Source organism: Streptomyces sp. NPDC000878, from assembly GCF_053599695.1.
Genome location: NZ_JBSFMT010000031.1, coordinates 68,309 through 88,984 on the forward strand (window position 1 = coordinate 68,309; position 20,676 = coordinate 88,984).

A 20,676-nucleotide genomic window follows, 5' to 3' on the forward strand; every position below is an offset into this window, starting at 1 on the left:
CCTAGACCGACCGGCCGGGGCTCCGCCTTCCGCCGGGCCACGTCGCGATCAGCCCTCCGCGCGGGCGGGCAGCCGCCATCCCGGGCGCGGGAAGTGGCAGGTGTAGCCGTCCGGGTAGCGCAGCAGGTAGTCCTGGTGCTCGGGCTCGGCCTCCCAGAAGGGGCCGACCGGCTCGACCTCGGTGACGACCTTGCCCGGCCACAGCCCGGAGGCGTCCACATCCGCGATCGTGTCCTCGGCGATCCGCTTCTGCTCGTCGTCCACGTAGTAGATGGCGGAGCGGTAGCTGAGGCCGATGTCGTTGCCCTGGCGGTTCCTGGTGCTCGGGTCGTGGATCTGGAAGAAGAACTCCAGGATCGCGCGGTAGTCGGTCGCCTCGGGGTCGAAGAGGATCTCGATGGCCTCCGCGTGCGTGCCGTGGTTCCGGTACGTCGCGTTCGGCACATCCCCGCCGGTGTATCCGACCCGGGTCGCCGTCACGCCCGGGAGTCGGCGGATCAGGTCCTCCATCCCCCAGAAGCATCCGCCCGCCAGCACGGCCCTCTGCGTCTGCGCGCCCATTGAGGCTCCTCCACTTTCTGTCAGCTCGATCACTCGCGGGCTGCTCGGCTCACACACCACCGGCATCCCCGGCCCACTCCCCTCAACGCACGAGCCCGCCAGGCGATTCCGCACCCACCAGACCGGTCCTGGCCTGCCCCTGCCGTGCCTTGCCCTGCCGGTGCTCTCAGTGGCAGTCGTCGTAGCGGTGGGCGTACGGGAGATCGGGGCATCGGCGGTACAGGAAATGGATCCTCGCCCCCGTCCGGGACCGGGCAGACGGACACGGCGACGTAGCGGAACTCGCGCCCTGATCCGTCCACCTGTGAGTACGGCTTCCAGTCGAGTACGCACCACCTTGACCGGCGGCTCCGAGCACGTCCTGCTGTCTGCTCGACCTACTCCACATCGATCCCGTAGTCCTGGACAAGTTGCTCCAGGCCGCCCGCATAGCCCTTGCCGCCGAGGACGAAGTCCCAGTCCCCGTTGGACCTTCGGCGGAAGGAGCCGAGTACCAAGGCGGTCTCGCCGGACCGGCCGTCGGAGACCTCAAGGCGTCCCAGCTCGGCCATCCCCGGGTCTAGGAGCCGGATACAGGCGTCCGTGAAGCCGGAGAGGTCTGCGTCCGGATTGACCTCCGGGTCGATGGCGGCCACGAGCACGAACCGGTCGGCGGTCTCCGGCAGCCCGTCGAAGGTCACGCAGATCGCGGCCTTGTCGGGTGCGGCGGCGGGGAGGGCTCGTACCGCGCCGTCGGGTGTCTGGTGGTTGTTGAAGAAGACGAAGTGATCATCGCTGAGTACGCGGTTGCCGTGGCAGACGAGAGCGCACACGTCCAAGGCAACGCTTCCGGTCCACGACATGCCCAGGATGTTGTAGTCAGCGGGCAGCTGTGGGTCCGGACCTGCTGGCGTCGGTCGTGCCGCGGCCGGACGCCCGCCCCCCTCACCGAGTCGCCCCCGCAGCCCGTGCCGATGCAGCAGATCGACCAGCTCCGCGCCCGAGATCAGTTCCAGGGGTTTGCCGTTGGCGAAGGTGTGTGAGCCGGGGCCGAACCCCGATGTCGTCACGAGGACGCCCTTGTTGGCACCGGCGTCCTGCACGGTCCCGTACAAGTCACGTACAGCGGTGGGTGGCACCGTGTTGCGGTAGCGCTTCACCTGTACGACGATCTTGCCGCCGCGAATCGGTGTCGGATCGTGCGCGTTGACATCCACACCGCCGTCGTTCGAGCGCTGCGTGGTCACCGCCCGCATCCCCATGGCCCGGAAGAGATCGGCGACGAGATCCTCGAATGCGACCGGATCCATGTCGAACAGGTCCGGTTCCTCATCGTTGTCGCTGCCGTGAGCCACCACAGGATTGCCGACATCTTGCGGCCGTCGACTCGGTCGTACGGGAGTGAGCTGGTCCGGCCGCGCCGAAAGCTGCCCTCGGAGTCCGTCGGTCAGGCAGCTGACCGCGTCCACCTGGGCCAGATGAAGTTCACGGAACGACGACGCCGAAGCCATCGCCGTCGCGAGGAAGATGTGGCCGCGTTGGCCCGTCGTCGGGTCGTGTTCGTCCACGAACCCGTTCAAGGACACCGACTCCAGCGCGCCCAGCTGGTCTGCGGCGAACAGCTCGTGCAGGACGAGCAGCACGCACTGCGCGAGCACCTCCCGGTACAGAGCACGGCGTTGGCCCGCCGGGCGGGGAGTCTCCTTGTCCTGGTCGAGGGACGACACGTACCGCACGGACTTCGCTTCGGGGACCACTCCGTATCCGGGCAGCTCCCAGTCGAGAACCAGTTGTCGAGCCGCCGCGTCGTACGCCGCCGAGATCTGGCGAGGGAAGTCCTCGGGCCAGGTGCCCGACGAATAGAGAGCGGCGGAGAAGTACTCGACCACCGAACCGGGGTCTCTCCGTCCGACGCCTTCGGTCACTTCGCGGATTTCGGCGTTGTGCCGACGAGTCTCCGCGAGCTGAGCGCCGGCCCACTGCTCGTACTCCCGCTGAGACGTGGCGAGTTGCTGCTGGCGCTGAGTCTCCGCGGCCTGTGCGGCCTGCCAGTCCCTCTCGAAGCGCGCCCGTGCTTCGGCCTGGGCTTGCGCGCGACGGCTCGCGGTCCAGCCGCCCTGCGCCTGGTACTGATCCGGGCTCGGCATGGTCACGGAGTAGGCCAATGATCCGGGGGCGAACGGCTGGACCTCCTCGGCCCGCATGATCGCCGCAGCGGTGAAGGCCGGTGCCTGACAGCCGACGGCCAGCAGACCTTGCAACGACGCGACCTGTCCGTCCAGTTCCTCCGTACGACGCTGTGCCTCCGCCTGGCGGTACTCCCGATGGCTCTGAGCGGCTCGCCTCTGATAGGCCCGCGCCTGCTGTTCTTCTTGTCTCCGCTGTCTGACCACGGCCTGCGACTGGCGCTGCTGCTGCCGCTGCATCTCAGCCCAGATGCCGACAGAACCAGTAGAGCGACGACTCATGTGCTGCATGCCCTCCCCAGGACGTTGGCAGCCGAAAACCTTCGGTTGTCCCCACAACCCGCTGTAACCAGACGACTCTACCCAGCAATCACCGCCTCGCATATCCACTCGTCAAAGGCGGCCCACTTCGTCATACCCGCAGGTCAACATGACTGGCGAGTAACCGGTCCCGAGGAGAGTTGAGGACCGAGTACTCGATCTGGCAGGTGGAGGAACACAGCGGTCCCCGGTGCCTGATGGCACCGGGGACCGGGGACCGCCGCGTTACGTCACTTCTGGCCCTGGAGCCAAGGAAGTTGACGAGCCGCGACTACTTGGCGGGCTTGTAGAACGTGTACGTAGCCGAGTACGGGACGCTCGTCTGGTCCGTGCCCGTGCAAGCCGTGGTCGGGGCCACTCCGCCTTGGGTGTTGAGGCGCTGGATGTAGGAGACGTCCGCGAAGACGCCGGTGCCGCGTGTGGCGGTGGACTGGAGGAGGAGTTCCGGGATCGTGCCCGTCTTGGGGGAGTTGGCGATGGCGGCGGCGTTGACCGCGCTGCCGTCCACCGTGGACACCCAGACCGGGCCACGGGAGTGGAGGGCGACCGTGCGGCGGGAGCGGTCGTTCTTGGCCCAGAGGGTGGCGGCCGGCTCCAGCAGCTTCCAGGCGCCGTCCGTGCAGGTGTAGGTCTGGACTCCTTCGGCGGAGAAGACGCCGGTCAGTCTGTTGCCGTCCGGGACCTTCAGTGCGGCGGGAGCGTCGACGACGGGACGGACCGTCTGCGCGGGAGCGGCCTGACCGACCGTCGCGCCCAGGAGCGTGCCGGTGGATGCGGCGGCGAGAGCCGTGGTGGTGAGGATGATTCGCTTGGCGAGTTTCATCGGGTTTGTCTCCAGAACGTTTCTGAACTCTGAGCTGTGAACTGCCAGTTGAGAACTGCCAGCTGTGAACTGCCAACTGTGAGCTGCCGGCTGTGAATTGCGAACTGCGGCGCGGGTGCGGTTCCGAATTCGCTCATGTTCCTGTGCCGTGGGGATCAACAACGAGAACGTGAACGAGTCGTGGGCATCACGTCCCCGTGGCGATCATCACGGCTCATGGATACGGAGTATCGCCGAACGGGTTCCGGATCGGCCAGGGACTGCCGGGCATGCCCGCGGTCACGCCGCCGTGGACTTCGGGGCGTTCGACGTACCGTCAGGGCAGTCGACGTGGTGGAAAACGGCTCGGGCGGCGCTCGCGCGATGAGCGCGGGCGCCGCCCGGAGCGACGTGAACGGCGAGGAGAGCGACAGGACTTGAGTTCATTTGCAGTGAATGAGAAGGAAGCCCCTTCATGGCCTCGCCGTGGGCAAACGCTAGCACTCAGCCCGGGATCAGGTCGCGCAGATTTTCGAGGGTGATGATCCGGGAGTCCGGGTGCAGTCCCTCGGGGCGTTGGAGGCCGATGTACGTCACCGGCTCGGCCGGGGCCAGGTCTGTCGGGTCGCCGTCCCAGAGGTCAACTACCGTGGTGTCGGCGGACATCAGGTCGATCAGATAACCCACCGTCAGCTGCTCGCGCTCCACCAAGGCACGCACCACCTTGGACACCGACACCTGGTTCTCCTCGACCCGGTTGGCGTCCGAGATGCCCTTCAGGTACAGGTGCAGCCACTTCGCACGCCACCGGCCGTCGTCCTCGCGCCGGAACACCAGCGGAAGCGCGACTCGGCCCACCCCGCGCAGCTCCGACTTCATCCGCACCGTGCGCGGCTCGAACGGCCGGCCCTTCTGCTCGCCGTCGCGCAGCATGAAGCCGAAGAAGGACTCCTCGACCTCCTCGAAGCTCTCTCCAGCGTAGATGTTGACCTGCGGAACGATGAACGTGCCGCGCACCCGGTCCAGGGACAGGTCGATGAACTCCGAGGCTCCGTCGGGTGCTTCGGTGATGTCGCCCGAGTGCCGGCCCCCGACCGCGCTGAGGGACGTGTAGGAGAGCCAGGAGTCGGTGCTGTAGTCGGAGTGGAGGAGGAGCGCCGACAGGTCGTAGTCGGTGCGCCGGTCGGTCTCCTTCCAGTACACGAAGAAGCGCAGCCGCTCGCCGTCGACCGTCGAGACCGACCCTCGCGGCAGTACGCCGAGGCCTGCCGCCGTCGCCCTGCCGCTGAGCGGGAGCGCCACGTCCAGGACGTCCGGGTCGATGAGGAGCCGGCCCGGCGCCGGGAGCCGACGGCGCAGCTCGGCGTCGAGGGCGGCCGTCAGACGGTCGCGGTCGGCGGCCGGTACGGCCGGGCGGTGGTCCGGGGTCACCCAGGCGCGGCCCCGGCGGTTGACGAAGATGCGGGGCGCGCCGCTCTCCCGCTCCCGGTTGTGGAAGTGCTCGCGCACCGAGAGCACGACCCGGCCGGAGACCTCGGGAGCGACCCGTACCGCGGCGGCCACCACCGCGTCCCGCTCCGTCTGGTCGGCGGCGATGCGCAGCAGCAGGTCCAGGGCGCGGAACAGCTTGCCGGGGGCGGACTCCAGCAGCTTCACCGTACCGAGCACGTCGAACTCGTCGAGCAGTTTCTCCACCCGGCTGTCGAAGGACCGCGCCTCCTTCTCGCCCCGCGCGACGGCGAACACGTCGGCGGCGTGCGGCCAGCGCGGGTACTCGTGCGGGTGGAGCCGCTCACCGAGCCGTTTGAAGGGCTCGCGGTACGCGTGTACGTCGGCCAGCTTGGCCGGGTTCGCCGCGATCACGGAGTCGAGGCCCGCGAGCAGCGCCCGCCGCACCGGCCGCGGCAGCGCCCGGAACGGGGTCGGCTCCTGGAGGGTCACGTCACCGCCCGACAGCGCGCAGGCCAGCCGCAGTACGTCGGTCACGGTGTCGAGGAGCAGGTCCGCACCGGCGCCGAGGCGGGCCTCGTTGACGACGGCCCGGTTCTCCCGTACCGGGATCGCCTCCGGCTGGGGGCCGAGCGCGCACCGCCCGGCGAGGGCCTTGAGGTCGCGCAGGTCGTCCTCGCCCAGCGGGGTCGTGCTGCCCGCCAACGCCAGGTACAGGTCGGTGAGTTCGTCGTCCAGGTCCCGGCCGAGGTGCAGGACGGTGACCCGGTCGCCCGCCGACGCGATCAGCTCGTCCTGCGCCGCGAGCAGCTCCTCGTACGTGTGCTGGTAGCGGCCGTACGTGGGAAGGCTGAGCAGATCGAGCACGCCGTGCGCGAGCTGCGTCAGCACGCCCTCGCGCGACTTCTCATCGCCGAGGGCCTGCGCCACGCACCGCGTCCAGAACTCCTCGGTGTCCGGCACGTTCGCCGGGAAGTCGATGAAGTACGCGTTGTGCCGGACGTGGTCGCCCACCATCTCGCTCACGGTACGCAGCGTCCGCCTGGCGGTGTGCAGGACCGCGGCCTCGGACAGCCCCGACAGCCGCTCCATCAACTCCGCCGAGAGCTTGAAGCCCACGGAGGTCAGCGCCGCGTCGAACTGCCGCGCGGCGGCGGCTCCTTGACGGGCGGAAGCCCCGAGGGAGCCCTTGGGGGCGGCAAGGCGATGGGTGTGCCGGATGACCAGCGATTCGAAACTGTGCGCCATTCCGGGATGGTCGCAGAGAGGGGCGAACCGACGCATCGGAGTTTTTCCGCACGCACTCGGACGTAATTGGAGATCGCCCGCAGGGACGAACGGCCTTCCAATGTCTTCTCAGCAGCACTCACTACTTGAGGTTGGCGAGACGTACAGAGATCTCCACGGCGACATCGTCCCCCGCCGAGATGTCCTGCCGCTTGCGTACGGCGGCCTTGAGCGGCAGCAGGTAGCGGCCGTCCTTGGGGAAGAGCGACGTCTCGAAGACGACTTCGCCGATCCGTGCCTCGACCGGGATCACTCCCCAGCCGTACGAAGCCATCGCGGCCACTTCGCGGATGTCGGCGGACTCCTCGTCCGGCACAGGGACGAAGTAGTACGGCGCCGGCCCGCGCCACTCGACCACCCGGCCTGCGAAGGCGAGTTCCACGGTGTCAGTCCCCTTCCGCGGCCTGTCACTGCCGCTCACGGTGGCCAGGCTAGAGCTGGAACGCCCCACTTCCAAACACTCCGAACAACCGTGCAGCAGGGGAATCATCAGCTGACGGAGGAAGTTCACGGGGCATGGCTGTCATCCACAGAACGACCATGTCCCCCGGCAAGCTGGAGCTGCTCACCACCTGGCTGCCCACGCGGCCCTGGTACGTCGGCACGGGGCGTGCGCCCGAGTTGACCAAGGTCGGTGGTTTTCGGCTCGATGATCCGGAGGGGGAGGTGGGCATCGAGTTCATGGTGGTCACGGATGCCTCCGGCAAGACACCACGCTCCTACCACGTGCCCCTCAGCTACCGCGGCGCACCGCTCGACGGAGCCGACGAGGCGCTCGTGGGCACGTCCGAGCACGGGGCGCTGGGCAAGCGCTGGGTGTACGACGGGACCCACGACCCGGTCCTGGTCGCGCAGTTGATCTCCCTCCTCCAGGGCCGCACCGAGGCACAGGCCCAGAGCGTGTCCGACACCCCCGACGCTTCCGTCATCAGCCACTTCACGGCTGCCGACACCTCCGCCGGGACCGAGGCCGAGGTCACCTCCCTTGCCGTCACCGATGGCAGCACGGCACGGCCGTAGTCGTGGAAACCACTGCGAACACCCTGACACTCGAAGTGACGCGCGCCCTCCCGCCGGACCAGCAGGTCCCGGGAACCGACACAACCGAGGCTCAGGGGCATGTCACCGCCGTCTGGCACCTGCCCGACGGCGGCGAGGGTCGCGCTCCGTTCGTACTCCTCGTCAGCGACACCGTACGCTGACGAGACAAGGGGGCCCGCCCCCATACGCAGCTCGATCGACCGCCCACCCCGCAGATCCAGCCGATGATGCCGAGCCGAGTAGTCGAAGCCGGCGGCGCGCTCCCGCGAGAACCGGGCGGGACCGGATGGCCCCTACGACTTGGGATCGGATGGCCGAATGGCCGAGGACCTCGACAGCGATCGCCTGTCGGCGCTGTGGCAGCGCCAGTGGCCGAAGGGACCGCCCGTCGGACATGAGCTGCGCTCTGCCTACAGCGAGCGCTGGGTGCGCTTCCACAGCCTCCCCGGCTCGAAGCGCTACCCGGAGACCGAGGACGAGTACGCCATCGCCCTGGACCGCTACAACACGGTCCTGGACGAAGTCTTCGGCGGGTCGGAGGTGTACGTCATCACCGTGTCCTGGTCCTGGGAGCCGCACGGGGCCGAACGCCCGCCCGAGCGGCGGGAGTTGCACCCCGCGGGTTCCCGCTGGCTGACCTTGGCGTACGAGGACGATCCCGACCCCGAGTTCCACACGTACAGGCACTTCTACGCGGACCGCCGCACCTGGCGACGAGGCAGCGCCGACGGCATCCTCCGCGCGGTCGCGGACGACGTCCTCTTCGGCGTGCTCATCACCGACACCGGACTCCGCCGCATCCATCACCCCTACGACGGCGGCGCGGACGTCATCACGGCCACCCCGGAGGAACGCGACCGACTGCGCGACCGCCACCCCGAGTGGCTTTCCGGCATGCCGAGCGGGCTGTAGCCCCGGACGACCAGGACACCCGAGCCACTCAGCCCCCACCACTCCCGTACGGCCGAGTAAGAATCTCCAGGCTGTGTCCGTTCGGATCCTCGAAGTACGTCCCCCGGCCGCCGTCGTTCCTGTTGATCTCCTGCGGGCGGTGGTGGAACGGGTCCGCCCAGTACATGAGGCCGGTGTCCCGGATGCGGGTGAAGATCGTGTCGAAGTCGTCCTCCGAGACCAGGAACGCGTAGTGCTGGGGTGTGATCGTGCCATCCGTGTCCATGTAGTCCAGGGTGACGCTGTTGGGTATCGCGACCGGGATGAACGGGCCGTACTGCGGGCTCACCTCCAGGCCGAGGATGTCGGCCAGGAATCGCGCCGAGGTCTTCTTGTCGTGCGCGGCGACGATGGTGTGGTTCAGCTGGACTGTCATCCGTGGGCCCCCTTTGTCTCCTTCTCGCTCACTCCTTCTCACCCCTTCTCCCACGCTACGACCCCGTGTCCACCCCACCCAGCAGGCAAGTTAAGGTAAGGCTTGCCTTATAAAAATTGACTGGTTGCGGAGTGACAAGTGCGTACGTCGAAGTGGCAGGCCCTCGCGGCCGCGATCCTCGCCGGAGGGCTGCTGACCAGCTGCTCGTCGGCCTCCGACAACGATGCCGAGGCAGCCGGCGCCGATGCCCGCAACCCGGTCATGGGGGCCTCCGAAGGTGCGTCCGAAGGACCCTCCGCCGCGCCCTCCGCCCTCGCCGACGGCATGGGCTCCGACGTCGGCACGGACGGGACCTTCCCCCGTACCGTCACCCACTTCAAGGGCACGACCACCCTCAAGGCCGCCCCCACCCGGATCGCCGTCCTCAGCACCGGGCAGCTCGACGACCTGCTGTCCCTCGGGCTCGTCCCGGCCGCCACCACCCGCGCCGACAACGCCGGGCTCGTCCCCGACTACCTCGCCGACGCCTTCCCGCAGGACAAGGCGAAGCTCGCCGCCATGACCGACGCGGGCACCCGGCAGGCGCCGAACCTCGAAACCCTCGCCGCCGCCAAGCCCGATCTCATCCTCGCCAACGACTCCCTCGGCGACCTCTACCCCAAGCTCTCCAAGATCGCGCCGACCGTCGTCACCGCAGGCAACGGCATCAACTGGAAGCGCGATCTGCTGCTCGTCGGGGAGGCCGTCGGCAAGGGGGAGGCCGCCCAGGACATGGTCGACGACATCGCCGTCGATGCCGCCGAGAAGGGCAAGTCTCTCGGCTCCACCACCGTCTCCATGGTCCGCTTCACCCCCGACCGCACCCGGATGTTCGGCGTCTCCTCCTTCACCGGGTCCATCGCCGTGGACATGGGGCTCGGACGGCCCAAGTCCCAGCAGTTCAGGGCCATTTCGGAGGACATCGGGGCCGAGAGCATCGACACCGCCGACGCCGACTGGATCTTCTACTCCGTGCAGGGCGACGCGGGCAGGACCGATGCCGCGAGCGTCGTCGCCGGGCCGCTCTGGAAGTCCATGAAGGCCGTCACCGCCGGGCACGCCGTCAAGGTCGACGACGACCCCTGGTACCTCAACGCCGGTCCGACCGCCGCCCGTCTCGTCGTACGGCAGCTCACCGAGCACATCGGCAAGTGACCGGACGTACAGCGGCCACCGGCGTCCTCGCCCTCGTGGCTGTCGCCGTCGTCTCCCTCCTCAGCCTCGCCGTCGGTACCCGGCCCGTGCCGCCGGGTGCCGTCCTCGACGCGCTGCTGCACGGCGGGAGTACGCCGGACGCGCTGGTCGTACGTTCGCTGCGGGTGCCCCGGACCGAGATCGGGCTCACCGCCGGAGCCGCCCTCGGGCTCGCCGGGGCCGCGCTCCAGGCCGTCACCCGCAATCCGCTCGCCGACCCGGGCATCCTCGGGCTCAGCCAGGGCGCGGCGGCCGGTGTCGTGTTCGCCATCGCGCTCGGGCTCGCGAACGGCTTCGGCGGGTACGTCTGGTACGCCTTCGCCGGTGCCGTCGTCGCCGCCTGTCTGGTGTACGCCATCGCCGCGCGCGGCCGGGGCGGCGCCTCCCCCGTGAAGCTCGCCCTCGCCGGTACCGCGCTGGCCGCGATGACCGGCGGCGCCACCACCGTCGTACTGACCTCCAGTTCCGCCACACTCGACCAGTTCCGCTTCTGGCAGGTGGGCGCGCTGAGTGGGCGGGACGCGGACACGGTCGGGCACATGCTGCCGTTCCTCGTCGCCGGGGCGCTGCTCGTGCTGGTCTGCGCCCCCGGCCTCGACGCCCTCGCGCTCGGCGACGACACGGCCCGTGCGCTCGGCCACCGGGTCCATGTCGTACGGGGGACTGCGGCGCTCGGTGCGACCCTGCTGACGGCCGCCGCGGTCGCCGCCGCCGGACCGATCGCCTTCATCGGCCTGGCCGTACCCCACCTGGCCCGCCGCCTCGTCCCCGGCGGCCACCGCCGCGTCCTCCCCCTCTCCGCCCTCCTCGGCGCGGCCCTGCTGCTGGCCGCCGATGTCGCCGGACGGGTCGTACGAGCGCCCGCCGAGGTCCCGGCCGGTGTCATGACGGCCCTCGTCGGCGTACCGGTGCTGGTGGTACTCGTACGGCGGAAGGTGGCCAGCACATGACCGCCGCTCCCGTACGACAGGACGCCCGCAGCGGCTCCCTTCCTCGCGGAGTCGCCGTACTGCGACCCGGGCCCCGCCTCTCCCTCCTCCTGCACCGACGGTCGGCCCTCGTCGCCGTCACCCTTCTCGTCGTGCTCGCGCTCGTGATGGGAATCTCCGCGTGCGTCGGGCAGACGTTCATCCCACCCAGCGCCGTGTGGGCGACCGTCCGGAGCGGCAGCGGGCCCCACGACCTGGTCGTCAACGAGCTGCGGGTGCCGCGGATCGCGCTCGGGGCGCTCGTCGGGGCATCCCTCGGGCTCGCCGGGGCGCTCGTGCAGAGCGTGACGCGCAATCCGCTGGCCAGCCCGGACGTCATCGGCGTCGGGCACGGGGCCGCCGCCGCGACCGTACTGGCGCTCGCCACCGGGGCCGTCGCCTCGCCGGGGGCGATGCCCGCCGTGTCCGTAGCGGGCGGACTCGCCGCCGCCGCACTGGTGTACGTACTCGCCTGGCGGCGCGGAATGCAGGCGAGCCGGTTCGTGCTCACGGGGGTCGGGATCGGCGTCGCGCTCTCGGCGGTGGTCCAGCTCTACCTCACCGACAGCGAGCTGGAGGCCGCCGAGCAGGTCAAGCTCTGGCTCACGGGCAGCCTGAACGGGCGGGGCTGGGAGCAGGCGGGCCCACTGACCGTCGTACTGCTGCTGTGTCTGCCCGCGCTGGTCTGGGCGAGCCGAGCGCTACGACCCCTCGGGCTGGACGCGGACACGGCCGCAGCACTCGGGGTACGGGTCCAGCGGACACAGCTCGGCCTGACCGTCCTCGGGGTCGTCCTCGCGGCCACCGCGACCGGCGCCGCCGGCCCGATCGGCTTCATCGCACTCACCGCCCCCCAACTGGCCCGACGCCTCACCCGCACCCCTCAACTACCGCTGCTGGGCTCGGCGTTGACGGGGTCGGTGGTACTGGTGGCCGCCGACCTGACGGCCCGCACGCTGATGCCCCCACTGGAAATCCCAGTGGGGGCACTAACGGCACTGGTGGGCGGCCCGTACTTGCTATGGCTCCTGGCAGCCCCCGGAACCCGCCGCATGGATCACGCCTAGAGGCTAGGGGGCAGGGGGCAGGGGCGCGGGGAACTGCGCGACCAGCCACAACGAACCCGCAGCCGAGAACCAACTAGATCGTCGCGGTGTCAATCACAAATCGGTACCGCACATCACTCGCAAGAACCCGCTCATACGCCTCGTTGATCTGATCGGCCCCGATCAGCTCGATCTCCGACCCCAGCCCGTGCTCCGCACAGAAGTCCAGCATCTCCTGGGTCTCCTGAATCCCACCGATGCCAGACCCCGCAAGCGTCTTACGGCCCATGATCACCGAGAAGAGGTTGATGGCGACAGGCTCCTCGGGCGCACCCACGTTCACGAACGCGCCGTCCGTCTTGAGAAGCGACAGGTACGCGTCCAGGTTCAGCGGAGCGGACACCGTCGACAGGATGATGTCGAAGGTGCCACGCAGCTCGGTGAAGGTGGCCTCGTCACTGGTCGCGTAGTAGGACGACGCACCCAGCTTCAGCCCGTCCTCCTTCTTGCGCAGCGACTGCGAGAGAACGGTGACCTCGGCGCCGAGCGCGTGCGCGATCTTGACGCCCATGTGGCCGAGCCCGCCCATGCCGAGGATCGCGACCTTCTTGCCGGGGCCGGCGTTCCAGTGCTTCAGCGGGGAGTACGTGGTGATGCCGGCGCAGAGCAGCGGCGCGGCCACGTCGAGGGAGAGGCCGTCGGGGATGCGGACCGTGTAGTTCTCGTCCACGACGATCTTCTCGGAGTAGCCGCCGTACGTCGGCTCACCGTTCTTGTCGAGGGCGTTGTACGTGCCGACACCGCCCTTGAGGCAGTACTGCTCCAGGCCGGCCTCGCAGTTCTCGCACTCACGGCACGAGTCGACGAGACAGCCGACGCCGACGTGGTCGCCGACCGTGAACTTGGTGACACCGGAACCGACCGCCTCGACGACACCGGCGATCTCGTGGCCGGGGACCATCGGGAAGATGGCCTCGCCCCAGCCCTCGCGGGCCTGGTGGATGTCGGAGTGGCAGATACCGGCGAACTTGATGTCGATCAGGACATCGAACTCGCCGACCTCGCGACGCTCGATGGTGGTCCGCTCCAGCGGAGCCTTGGCGGAGGGGGCGGCGTATGCAGCGACAGTGGTCATGCCGGGGGTCTCCTAGGGGGATTCCGTCCCCGGCCGCCTTCTGACCGGGCACGACGATCAGTCTGCCGAACGTTCCGCCTTTCACCCAGCCCACGCTTCTGCGTACGTCGGCTGGTCCTACCACTGGCGGGGTCAGGCTGGTGTTCGTACGACCGGGAATACTGGACCGCATGGACGATCAGCCCGAATCCGCGCACCCGGCAGAGCACGCTCACGCTGTGAGCCCCACCGGCGGAGCCCTGGACCGGCGTGCCGAGCTGAGCGAGTTCCTGCGCACCCGACGGGCCCGGCTCAAGCCGGAGGACGTGGGGCTGCCGGACTTCGGGCGGCACCGCCGGGTGCCCGGGCTGCGCCGCGAGGAGCTGGCCCAGCTGGCCGGGGTGTCCGTCGCCTACTACACGCGGCTCGAACAGGGCAACGGGCGGAACGTCTCCGCGGAGGTCCTCGACGCCATCGCCCGCGCCCTGCGGCTGACGGACGCCGAGCACGCCCACCTCACCCACCTCGCCAAGCCGAAGCAGCACAAGAAGAGGCCGTCTGTGCGGGCACAGGTCGTACGCGGGACGCTGCGGCAGCTGCTCGACACGATGGACGGCGTACCGGCGTACGTCGCCGGGCGGCGTACGGACATCCTGGCGTGGAACGCGATGGCCGCGGCGGTCTTCGGCGACTGGGCCGAGCTGCCGCCGCAGGACCGGAACTGGGCCCGGCTGACGTTCCTTCGCCCCGACTATCACGACCTGTTCCTGGACTGGGAACAGAAGGCGATCGACATCGTCTGCCACCTCCGCATGGACGCCGGCTGCTACCCGGAGGACCCGAAACTCTCCGCCCTGGTGGGCGAACTGTCGGTGAAGAGCGAGGACTTCCGACGCCTGTGGGCAACCCACGACGTCAAGGAGAAAAGCCACGGCGTAAAGCGCTTCCGCCACCCCCTGGTAGGCGAACTCACCCTGAACTTCGAGTCGTTCAGACTCCCGGACGACAGCGACCAGACCCTGATCGTCTACCACGCAGAACCGGCCTCACCTACGGCGGAGGCGCTGCGGTTGCTTGCCAGCTGGGGCCGCGACGCAACAAAGGCGGGCGCACCCCCCAGCCCGTCCGGCGTTTGAGGACGAGGCCGTTCAGGCCGAACGGGGGGTCTGGGGGCGCAGCCCCCAGGGACAGGATGGGACGGGTAGGGGCGGCGGGGGCGAGAAAAACACGGAAACGGCCCGCCGGAGGCATCCCCCGACGGGCCGTCAGCCAACACCTACGCCTACGCCTACATCAACGTCACCGGCAACTCACTTGCCGTAATACGCGTTGTAGACCGAGATCGTCGACTTGTTCCCCTTCTTGTCGGTGATCTTCGCGTGGAAGGAGATCGCCGCCCCCTTCTTCGGGTTCACGACAGTCACCTTCCCGTTCTTCACCGTCAGCTTCTTCCACGTCTTGCCGTAGTCGTACGACGCGTACACCGACAGCGACTTCAGGTTGCTGCCGCGCGCCGCGCCCTCGACGACGACCGGGAACGTGACCTTCGTACCGGCCGCGACCTTGTTGTCCAGGCCGACCGGCGCGTTGAAGCGGGCCGAGGACGCCGGGAGCTGGGCCCCGTCCTCCCCGGGCTTCTTCGACCGGAACGTCCAGCTCGCGTCGATCCGCGTGGACGCCTGCGCGACCTTGACGCTGCGCTTGACCGACGTCGTCAGCTTGTACGCCGCGTCGCCCGCCGGAACCGTGAACGGCTTCTCGGCGAACAGCGGGTCGTCGGTCGTGGCGACCTTCTTGCCGTTGCGGTAGAGCGTCGTGGCCACCGACGTGAAGTCGGACGAGCCGGGGTGGCCGCCGCCGTCGGAGAACAGCGGGATCAGGCCGTAGATGTAGTTGCCGTCACGGAAGAGGCCGTAGTCCGGGAGCAGCCGAGGTCCGAAGACCGCGGTGTTGAAGGTGCGCGCGTACTTGCCGCCCGCCTTCAGCGTCTGTGCCGCACCGAGCGTGTAGTAGGCCTCGGGGACCGGGAAGCCCTGCGCGTCCTTCCCCTTGAACTGGGTGAAGTCGAACAGCCACTGGACCTTCTCGCCCGTGGACACGTACTGCGTACGCGTGGCCGGCAGCGCCTGCTCGACGAGGCCGCCGAAGGCGACGTCCTCGGGCAGGAACGCGATCGCGCCGAGCGCGCCGGTCTTGCCCGGCGACCCGCCACCGAGCTTGTTCGACACCGTGGCGAACTCACTCGCCTTGAAGTGCCGGACCTTGTCGCCGGTGATCTTCTTGACCTTGGCGGTCGTGATCGCGTCGTACTCGGCGCCCGCACCCTTGCTGAACTGGCCGAACCAGGTCTGCGAGAGGCCGGTGGTCTCCGCACCGAGGTGGGCCATCCGCAGGTTCGCGAAGGAGTCGAGGCCGACTCCGATGCCGAGGCCCGCCTCGTCGTACATGTAGCTGATCATCGCGCCCAGCGGCTTGGCGCCGGCGTCCGGCACCGTGATGTCCGCCGCCTTGGTGGTGCGGGCGTCGATCGTCACCGAGGTGTCCTTGGTGACCGCCAGCTTCGGCTGGACCAGCCAGTCGAGGCCCTCACCGCCCAGGTCGGGCTTGGTGAAGTCCTTCGCTATCCACGCGTCCAGCAGGTACGTGCCCTTGGGCAGACGCATGGTCGTGGTGCCGGTGGCCGACGTCGGCACCTGGTAACCGCGGTCGGTGGCCAGGCCGGTGTAGCCGAAGGCGACCGTGTTGTACTCGCCCGTCGGCTGTCCGGCCTTGTCGATGTGCTTGACCGTGACGTCGTACGACTCGACCTCACGGTTGACCGCCGCGCCCGTACGGACGCTCTGCGCGCCGGCCGTCGCCGTCACGTACGAGGAGTACGCGCCGTCGAGGGTGCCGCCCAGCTTGGTGTTGACGGTGTAGCCGACGGAGGCGCTCTTGCCCGCCGGGACTGTCACCGTCGTCGCGGCCAGCTTGAAGAAGCCCGCCGGAGCGGCCTGGCCCTTCGGGTCGGTCGCGGTCGCCGTCAGCTTCAGCGTGACGTCGGCCGTGCCGAGGTTGCGGTACGTCAGCTGCTTGGTGACCGGGGTGTCGTCGGTGTGCGGCCACTGCTGCGTACCGAAGCTCACCGACGCGGGGTCGGCGATCACGGTCTGCTTGATGGCCTTGTCGACCTGGATACGCCCCGAACCCTGCTCGAACGGCGTGTACTTGCCGCCCTTCGCGGAACCGGTGAGTGCGCCCTTGATCTCGGCGTACGTCCAGTCCGGGTGCTCCTGCTTGAGGATCGCCGCCGCGCCCGCCACATGCGGCGTCGCCATCGACGTACCCGAGATGGAGAGGTAGCCGGCCGGGTTCTCGCCGACCTCCTGGTCGATGAGGCTGCCCGGGGCCGCCGCCGCCGTGATGTCCACGCCGGGCGCGGTCACGTCCGGCTTGATGGCGCCGTCGCCGATACGCGGGCCGGTGCTGGAGAAGGGGGCCAGCGCGTCCTTGTCGTCGACCGCGCCGACGGTGAGCGCCTTGTCTGCGCTGCCCGGCGAACCGACCGACTCCGGACCGGAGTTGCCGGCCGCGATCGCGAAGAGGATGCCCTTCTCGTCGGACAGCTTGTTGACCAGCGCCTCCAGCGGGTCCACCTCGGGGGTGTCCTGGCCGCCGAGGCTGAGGTTGACGACCTGGGCGCCCTGCTCGGCCGCCCACTCCATGCCGGCGAGGATGCCCGAGTCGTCACCGGAGCCGGTGTCGTCCAGGACCTTGCCGCTGATGATCTTGGCGCCGGGTGCGACACCCTTGTACTTGCCGCCGGACTTCGCCCCGGTGCCCGCCGCGATGGACGCGACGTGCGTGCCGTGGCCGACCTTGTCGGTGGCGTCGGCGGCCGTGGAGAAGTTCTTGGCCGCGATCACCTGGCTCTTGAGGTCCGGGTGGGTGGCGTCGACACCGGTGTCCAGAACAGCGATCTTGACGCCCTTGCCGTCGTACCCGGCCGCCCACGCCTTCGGCGCGCCGATCTGCGGCACGGACTTGTCGAGGCTGGCCTTACGGGTGCCGTCGAGCCAGACGTGCGCGATCCCCGAGGCGGTCTTGTCCCCGTTGGTCACCGCGTCCCAGAGTTCGGGAGCGTCCTTCTGCGGTGTCTGTACGGCGTCCGCGTTCAGGGACTTCAGCGTCTGACGCAGGGTGCCCGCATCACGGACGTCGGCCTTGGTGGCCGCCGCGGCCCCCGTGTAGCCGACGATGACCTTCAGTCCCTTCTGCTGGGACTTGCGGGTCGCCGCCTTGTTCAACTCCGTGACGTCGAACAGCCGTTGGTCCAGCTTGCCGCCGGCGACCAGTCGGGCCGCGTCGGCCGGGATCACGAGGGTGTGCCCGTCGATCTTGCGGATCTGTACGGGTATCCGCTCGCGCCCTGCCGCCCGCTCCAGGCCGACGACGCGGCCCTTGGCGTCGACGGCGACCCGGTCACCGGTGATCAGGGTGATGCGGTGCGCGGGCTTGAGCTTCTGGGCAGCAGCACTGGTCGCGCGCTGCTGCTCGGCCTTCGCCTCGCCCTTCGCGGACGCCGGGCCGGTCATGCCCGCCGCGAGGGCAACTGCGGCTGCCGTGGCCACGGTTGCCGCACATGCTCTTTTCACTTGTTTGCGCAAGTCTCCCCCTGGAGCGCTGTGGCTGAGGTGCCGGAAGAATTCCCCGTTCACCCGGCTGGGGGGCGGTCCTGCACGCACACGCGTACACCCCCCGACCGTGAATTATGCCGAGGGGTGATCAGCCGCTCAATAGACTGGACTCTCAAGAGTGGGCTGTTACGAGGCAGTTACGAAACCTTGCACGCCGGTTTTCTCCATTTACGCGCCGGTGGTCGCATTCCTGCACGCCGGTGGTCACATTCCTACGCGCCCGCGTTCTCCTTCACGGTGATCTTCCCCTTGCGGATGGTGGCCAGCCGCGGGGCCTTCTTCGCGATCGCCGAATCATGCGTAACCATGATGAAAGTGAGCCCCAGCTCCTTCCACATGGTTTCGAGTACGTCCATGATCTCGTCGCGCATCGACTCGTCGAGGTTCCCGGTGGGCTCGTCGGCGAGGAGCACCTTCGGCTGCTTGACCAGCGCACGGGCGATGGCGACGCGCTGCTGCTGGCCGCCGGACATCTCGCCCGGGAGGTGCCCCAGGCGCTCGCCGAGGCCGACCGACTTCAGTGCCTCGGCGGCCCGTTCGCGGCGTTCCTTGGTCTTCACGCCGAGTGGTACGAGAGCGGTCTCGACGTTTTCCTGGGCCGACAGGGTCGGAATGAGATTGAAGCTCTGGAAGACGAAACCGATGTTCTCGCTGCGGACTTTTGTCAGGCGGCTCTCGGACAGTTTGGCGAGATCTGTGCCGTCCAGGTCGATGCTGCCACCCGTGGGGCGGTCGAGTCCGCCGAGCATTTGGAGGAGGGTTGACTTGCCGCCGCCGGTGGGGCCCTGGATGACGAGGCGGTCGCCGTCTGCGATGGTCAGGTCGATGCCTGCCAGTGCGTCTACGGTTTTCTTGCCTCGGGTGTAGGTCTTGGTTACACCCTTTAGTTCGTACATGGTGGTGGCTCCTGGGTGGATTCGGGGGTGGTGCGGCGTTGTTGTCGGCTGCCGGCCGGTGGGGGCTGGTCGCGCAGTTCCCCGCGCCCCTGAAAAGCCCCCACTCGCCGTCAGTCGCGGGCGAACCCCTCGCTACTCGACGCGCCTCAGGGCGTCTGCCGGGCGGAGCCTCGATGCTCGCCAGCCGCCGAAGGCGCCCGCGATCAGGCCGCCGGCCACGGCGAGGCCGACCGCCAGGGCAATGGTCGAGAGCGCTACGGGGGCCGTGAGGGCGACCGAGAGGGCCTGGGTCGCTGCCTGGCGGCCGGGGCCGCCACCGCCGCCGGGGAAGCCGCCGCCGCCGGCACCACCGCCGTTGCCGCCCGAACTGCCCAACTCCGCCTGGAGTTCGGGGCTGATCGCGGTGACGACATAGGCGCCCGCGAGGCCGAGCGCGATACCGAGGGCGCCGCCGACCAGGCCGTTCACGATGGCCTCGCCGACGACCTGCCGGGTGACCCGGCCCGACTTCCAGCCGAGCGCCTTCAGCGTGCCGAACTCGCGCACGCGGCGGGACACGGCCGAGGAGGTGAGCAGACCCGCGACCAGGAAGGCCGCGATGAGCACCGCGATCGACAGCCACTTGCCGACACTGGAGGCCAGGTCGGAGGCGGTGGAGAGGGAACCGGAGACGGTGTCGGCCAGATCGGCGGAGGTCGTGACGGTCGTACCCGAGATGTTCTTCTGGATGGTCGACTTGACCGCGCTGATCTGCTGGGAGTCGGTCGCCTGGACGTAGATCGTGGTGACCTTGTCCTTGGAGTCGCTGAGGGTCTGGGCCTGCTTCAGCGGGATGTAGAGGTTGGCCGCCGCGTCGCCGCTCTCGGGCGTCGCGATGCCGATGGCCTTGTACTTGACGCTCTTGACGGTGACCGTGCTGCCGACCTTGAGCTTCTTCTCCTTGGCGTAGGAGGCGTCGACGACCACGACCTTGGCGTCGGTCTCGGAGGTCTTGAAGGTACGGCCGCTGGTGATCTTCGAGGAGGTCAGCGGGCCGAGTTCCGGCTTGGTGACGTCGGTGCCGTACACCGAGTAGTTGTTGACGTCGAACTCGGCGCCGCCGCCCTCAACACGCCCCTGGGGAGCGCCCGTTGAGCCGCTGTTGCCGCCCGCACCCGGGCCGCCGCCCTGCTGGTTGCCGGTGCCGCCACTGGCGCTCTCGTCCTGCTGGAACTGGCCCTGCCTGAACTGGCCGCTGACCTTGATGACTTGGAGGCTCAGTCCGCCGACGGCGTCCGAAACGCCCTTCTGCGTACCGACCTTGGTGACCGTGGAGGAGGCCAGGGTCTGGAAGCCCTGGACCATGACGCGGTCGCTGCTCTGCTCCGTGTCGGAGTCATCGCCGTCGGCCCGCGCGTCGAACTGGAAGCGCGGGCGCTGGGCGTCACCGGTGCCGGTCTGGGCCGCGGCGGCCTTGGTGACGGTCATGTCGGTACCGAGTCCGTACAGCGACTCCAGGACCTTGTCCTGCGCCTTCGACATGCCGGAGGACACGGAGGTGACCACGATGACCAGGGCGATGCCGAGCGCGAGCCCGGAGGCGACGACGAGTGCCGCTTTTCTGCGGCGGCGCAGTTCGCGCCTCAGGTAGGTGAAGAACATGGCCGCAAGGTAGGTACACCGTGTGATGGCGGGATAAGCCCCGCATAAGAGATGCATGAGAAGGCTGTGGTGAACCCCAGAAACACCGATGCCGCCCCTGGGGGCGGCATCGGAAAGCTGTGAACTCCCGCAGGGAGACTCGGGGTCAG

Annotated in this window: 17 protein-coding genes; 7 read left to right on the forward strand and 10 right to left on the reverse strand. The window is 69.0% G+C overall.

Going from position 1 to position 20,676, the window contains the following annotated elements:
• Positions 1 to 48 precede the first annotated feature (48 nt).
• From msrA to ACWDR4_RS26100, 5 genes are all read right to left on the reverse strand, one after another.
• Positions 49 to 561, reverse strand: a complete 513-nt coding sequence (msrA, locus tag ACWDR4_RS26080; RefSeq protein ID WP_450412152.1) for a peptide-methionine (S)-S-oxide reductase MsrA — start codon at positions 559 to 561, stop codon at positions 49 to 51.
• Positions 562 to 938: 377 nt separating this feature from the next.
• Positions 939 to 3,008, reverse strand: coding sequence for a restriction endonuclease (locus ACWDR4_RS26085; RefSeq protein ID WP_450412153.1), 2,070 nt, complete (start codon positions 3,006 to 3,008; stop codon positions 939 to 941).
• Positions 3,009 to 3,318: 310 nt separating this feature from the next.
• Positions 3,319 to 3,870, reverse strand: coding sequence for a DUF3455 domain-containing protein (locus ACWDR4_RS26090; protein ID WP_450412154.1), 552 nt, complete (start codon positions 3,868 to 3,870; stop codon positions 3,319 to 3,321).
• A 483-nt stretch (positions 3,871 to 4,353) separates the two neighbouring features.
• Entirely contained in the window at positions 4,354 to 6,546 is a 2,193-nt protein-coding gene (locus tag ACWDR4_RS26095) for a hypothetical protein (protein WP_450412156.1), read from the reverse strand.
• Positions 6,547 to 6,667: 121 nt separating this feature from the next.
• Positions 6,668 to 6,967, reverse strand: a complete 300-nt coding sequence (locus tag ACWDR4_RS26100; protein ID WP_450412158.1) for a DUF1905 domain-containing protein — start codon at positions 6,965 to 6,967, stop codon at positions 6,668 to 6,670.
• A gap of 134 nt (positions 6,968 to 7,101) precedes the next feature.
• On the opposite strand from ACWDR4_RS26100, the gene ACWDR4_RS26105 reads away from it, so the two are divergent.
• The 3 genes from ACWDR4_RS26105 to ACWDR4_RS26115 all read left to right on the forward strand — a co-directional run bounded on the left by ACWDR4_RS26105 (position 7,102) and on the right by ACWDR4_RS26115 (position 8,538).
• Positions 7,102 to 7,605: a maltokinase N-terminal cap-like domain-containing protein gene (locus ACWDR4_RS26105; RefSeq protein WP_450412160.1), complete on the forward strand. Its 504-nt coding sequence runs from the start codon at positions 7,102 to 7,104 to the stop codon at positions 7,603 to 7,605.
• 2 nt (positions 7,606 to 7,607) lie between these two features.
• Positions 7,608 to 7,787 (forward strand): hypothetical protein, encoded by a 180-nt coding sequence (locus ACWDR4_RS26110; protein ID WP_450412161.1) that lies wholly within the window; start codon positions 7,608 to 7,610, stop codon positions 7,785 to 7,787.
• Positions 7,788 to 7,944: 157 nt separating this feature from the next.
• The gene (locus tag ACWDR4_RS26115; RefSeq protein WP_450412162.1) at positions 7,945 to 8,538 is read left to right on the forward strand and encodes a DUF3885 domain-containing protein; all 594 of its coding nucleotides are present in this window, start codon (positions 7,945 to 7,947) and stop codon (positions 8,536 to 8,538) included.
• A gap of 28 nt (positions 8,539 to 8,566) precedes the next feature.
• Here the strand turns inward: ACWDR4_RS26115 and ACWDR4_RS26120 are convergent, their stop codons facing one another.
• Positions 8,567 to 8,953: a VOC family protein gene (locus ACWDR4_RS26120; RefSeq protein WP_450412163.1), complete on the reverse strand. Its 387-nt coding sequence runs from the start codon at positions 8,951 to 8,953 to the stop codon at positions 8,567 to 8,569.
• Between the two features lie 138 nt (positions 8,954 to 9,091).
• Between ACWDR4_RS26120 and ACWDR4_RS26125 the strand changes: the two genes are divergently transcribed.
• Genes ACWDR4_RS26125 through ACWDR4_RS26135 form a run of 3 tightly spaced genes read left to right on the forward strand, consistent with a single transcriptional unit; the run spans position 9,092 to position 12,221 of the window.
• Positions 9,092 to 10,147, forward strand: coding sequence for an ABC transporter substrate-binding protein (locus tag ACWDR4_RS26125; RefSeq protein WP_450412165.1), 1,056 nt, complete (start codon positions 9,092 to 9,094; stop codon positions 10,145 to 10,147).
• Positions 10,144 to 11,136 carry a FecCD family ABC transporter permease gene (locus ACWDR4_RS26130; RefSeq protein ID WP_450412167.1) on the forward strand — a complete coding sequence of 331 codons (993 nt, stop codon included), beginning with the start codon at positions 10,144 to 10,146 and terminating at the stop codon, positions 11,134 to 11,136. The genes ACWDR4_RS26125 and ACWDR4_RS26130 overlap by 4 nt, the downstream gene beginning before the upstream one ends.
• Positions 11,133 to 12,221, forward strand: coding sequence for a FecCD family ABC transporter permease (locus ACWDR4_RS26135; RefSeq protein WP_450412169.1), 1,089 nt, complete (start codon positions 11,133 to 11,135; stop codon positions 12,219 to 12,221). The genes ACWDR4_RS26130 and ACWDR4_RS26135 overlap by 4 nt, the downstream gene beginning before the upstream one ends.
• Positions 12,222 to 12,294: 73 nt before the next feature.
• Here the strand turns inward: ACWDR4_RS26135 and ACWDR4_RS26140 are convergent, their stop codons facing one another.
• The gene (locus ACWDR4_RS26140) at positions 12,295 to 13,335 is read right to left on the reverse strand and encodes an NAD(P)-dependent alcohol dehydrogenase (RefSeq protein WP_450412171.1); all 1,041 of its coding nucleotides are present in this window, start codon (positions 13,333 to 13,335) and stop codon (positions 12,295 to 12,297) included.
• A 170-nt stretch (positions 13,336 to 13,505) separates the two neighbouring features.
• On the opposite strand from ACWDR4_RS26140, the gene ACWDR4_RS26145 reads away from it, so the two are divergent.
• Positions 13,506 to 14,450, forward strand: coding sequence for a helix-turn-helix domain-containing protein (locus ACWDR4_RS26145; protein WP_450412172.1), 945 nt, complete (start codon positions 13,506 to 13,508; stop codon positions 14,448 to 14,450).
• Positions 14,451 to 14,624: 174 nt separating this feature from the next.
• On the opposite strand, the gene ACWDR4_RS26150 is transcribed toward ACWDR4_RS26145, so the two are convergent.
• From ACWDR4_RS26150 to ACWDR4_RS26160, 3 genes are all read right to left on the reverse strand, one after another.
• Complete coding sequence (locus ACWDR4_RS26150; RefSeq protein ID WP_450412206.1) at positions 14,625 to 17,888, reverse strand: S8 family peptidase; 3,264 nt, start codon at positions 17,886 to 17,888, stop codon at positions 14,625 to 14,627.
• A 314-nt stretch (positions 17,889 to 18,202) separates the two neighbouring features.
• Positions 18,203 to 18,886 carry an ABC transporter ATP-binding protein gene (locus ACWDR4_RS26155; protein ID WP_235475260.1) on the reverse strand — a complete coding sequence of 228 codons (684 nt, stop codon included), beginning with the start codon at positions 18,884 to 18,886 and terminating at the stop codon, positions 18,203 to 18,205.
• A gap of 132 nt (positions 18,887 to 19,018) precedes the next feature.
• Positions 19,019 to 20,527: an ABC transporter permease gene (locus ACWDR4_RS26160; protein WP_450412173.1), complete on the reverse strand. Its 1,509-nt coding sequence runs from the start codon at positions 20,525 to 20,527 to the stop codon at positions 19,019 to 19,021.
• Positions 20,528 to 20,676 lie beyond the last annotated feature (149 nt).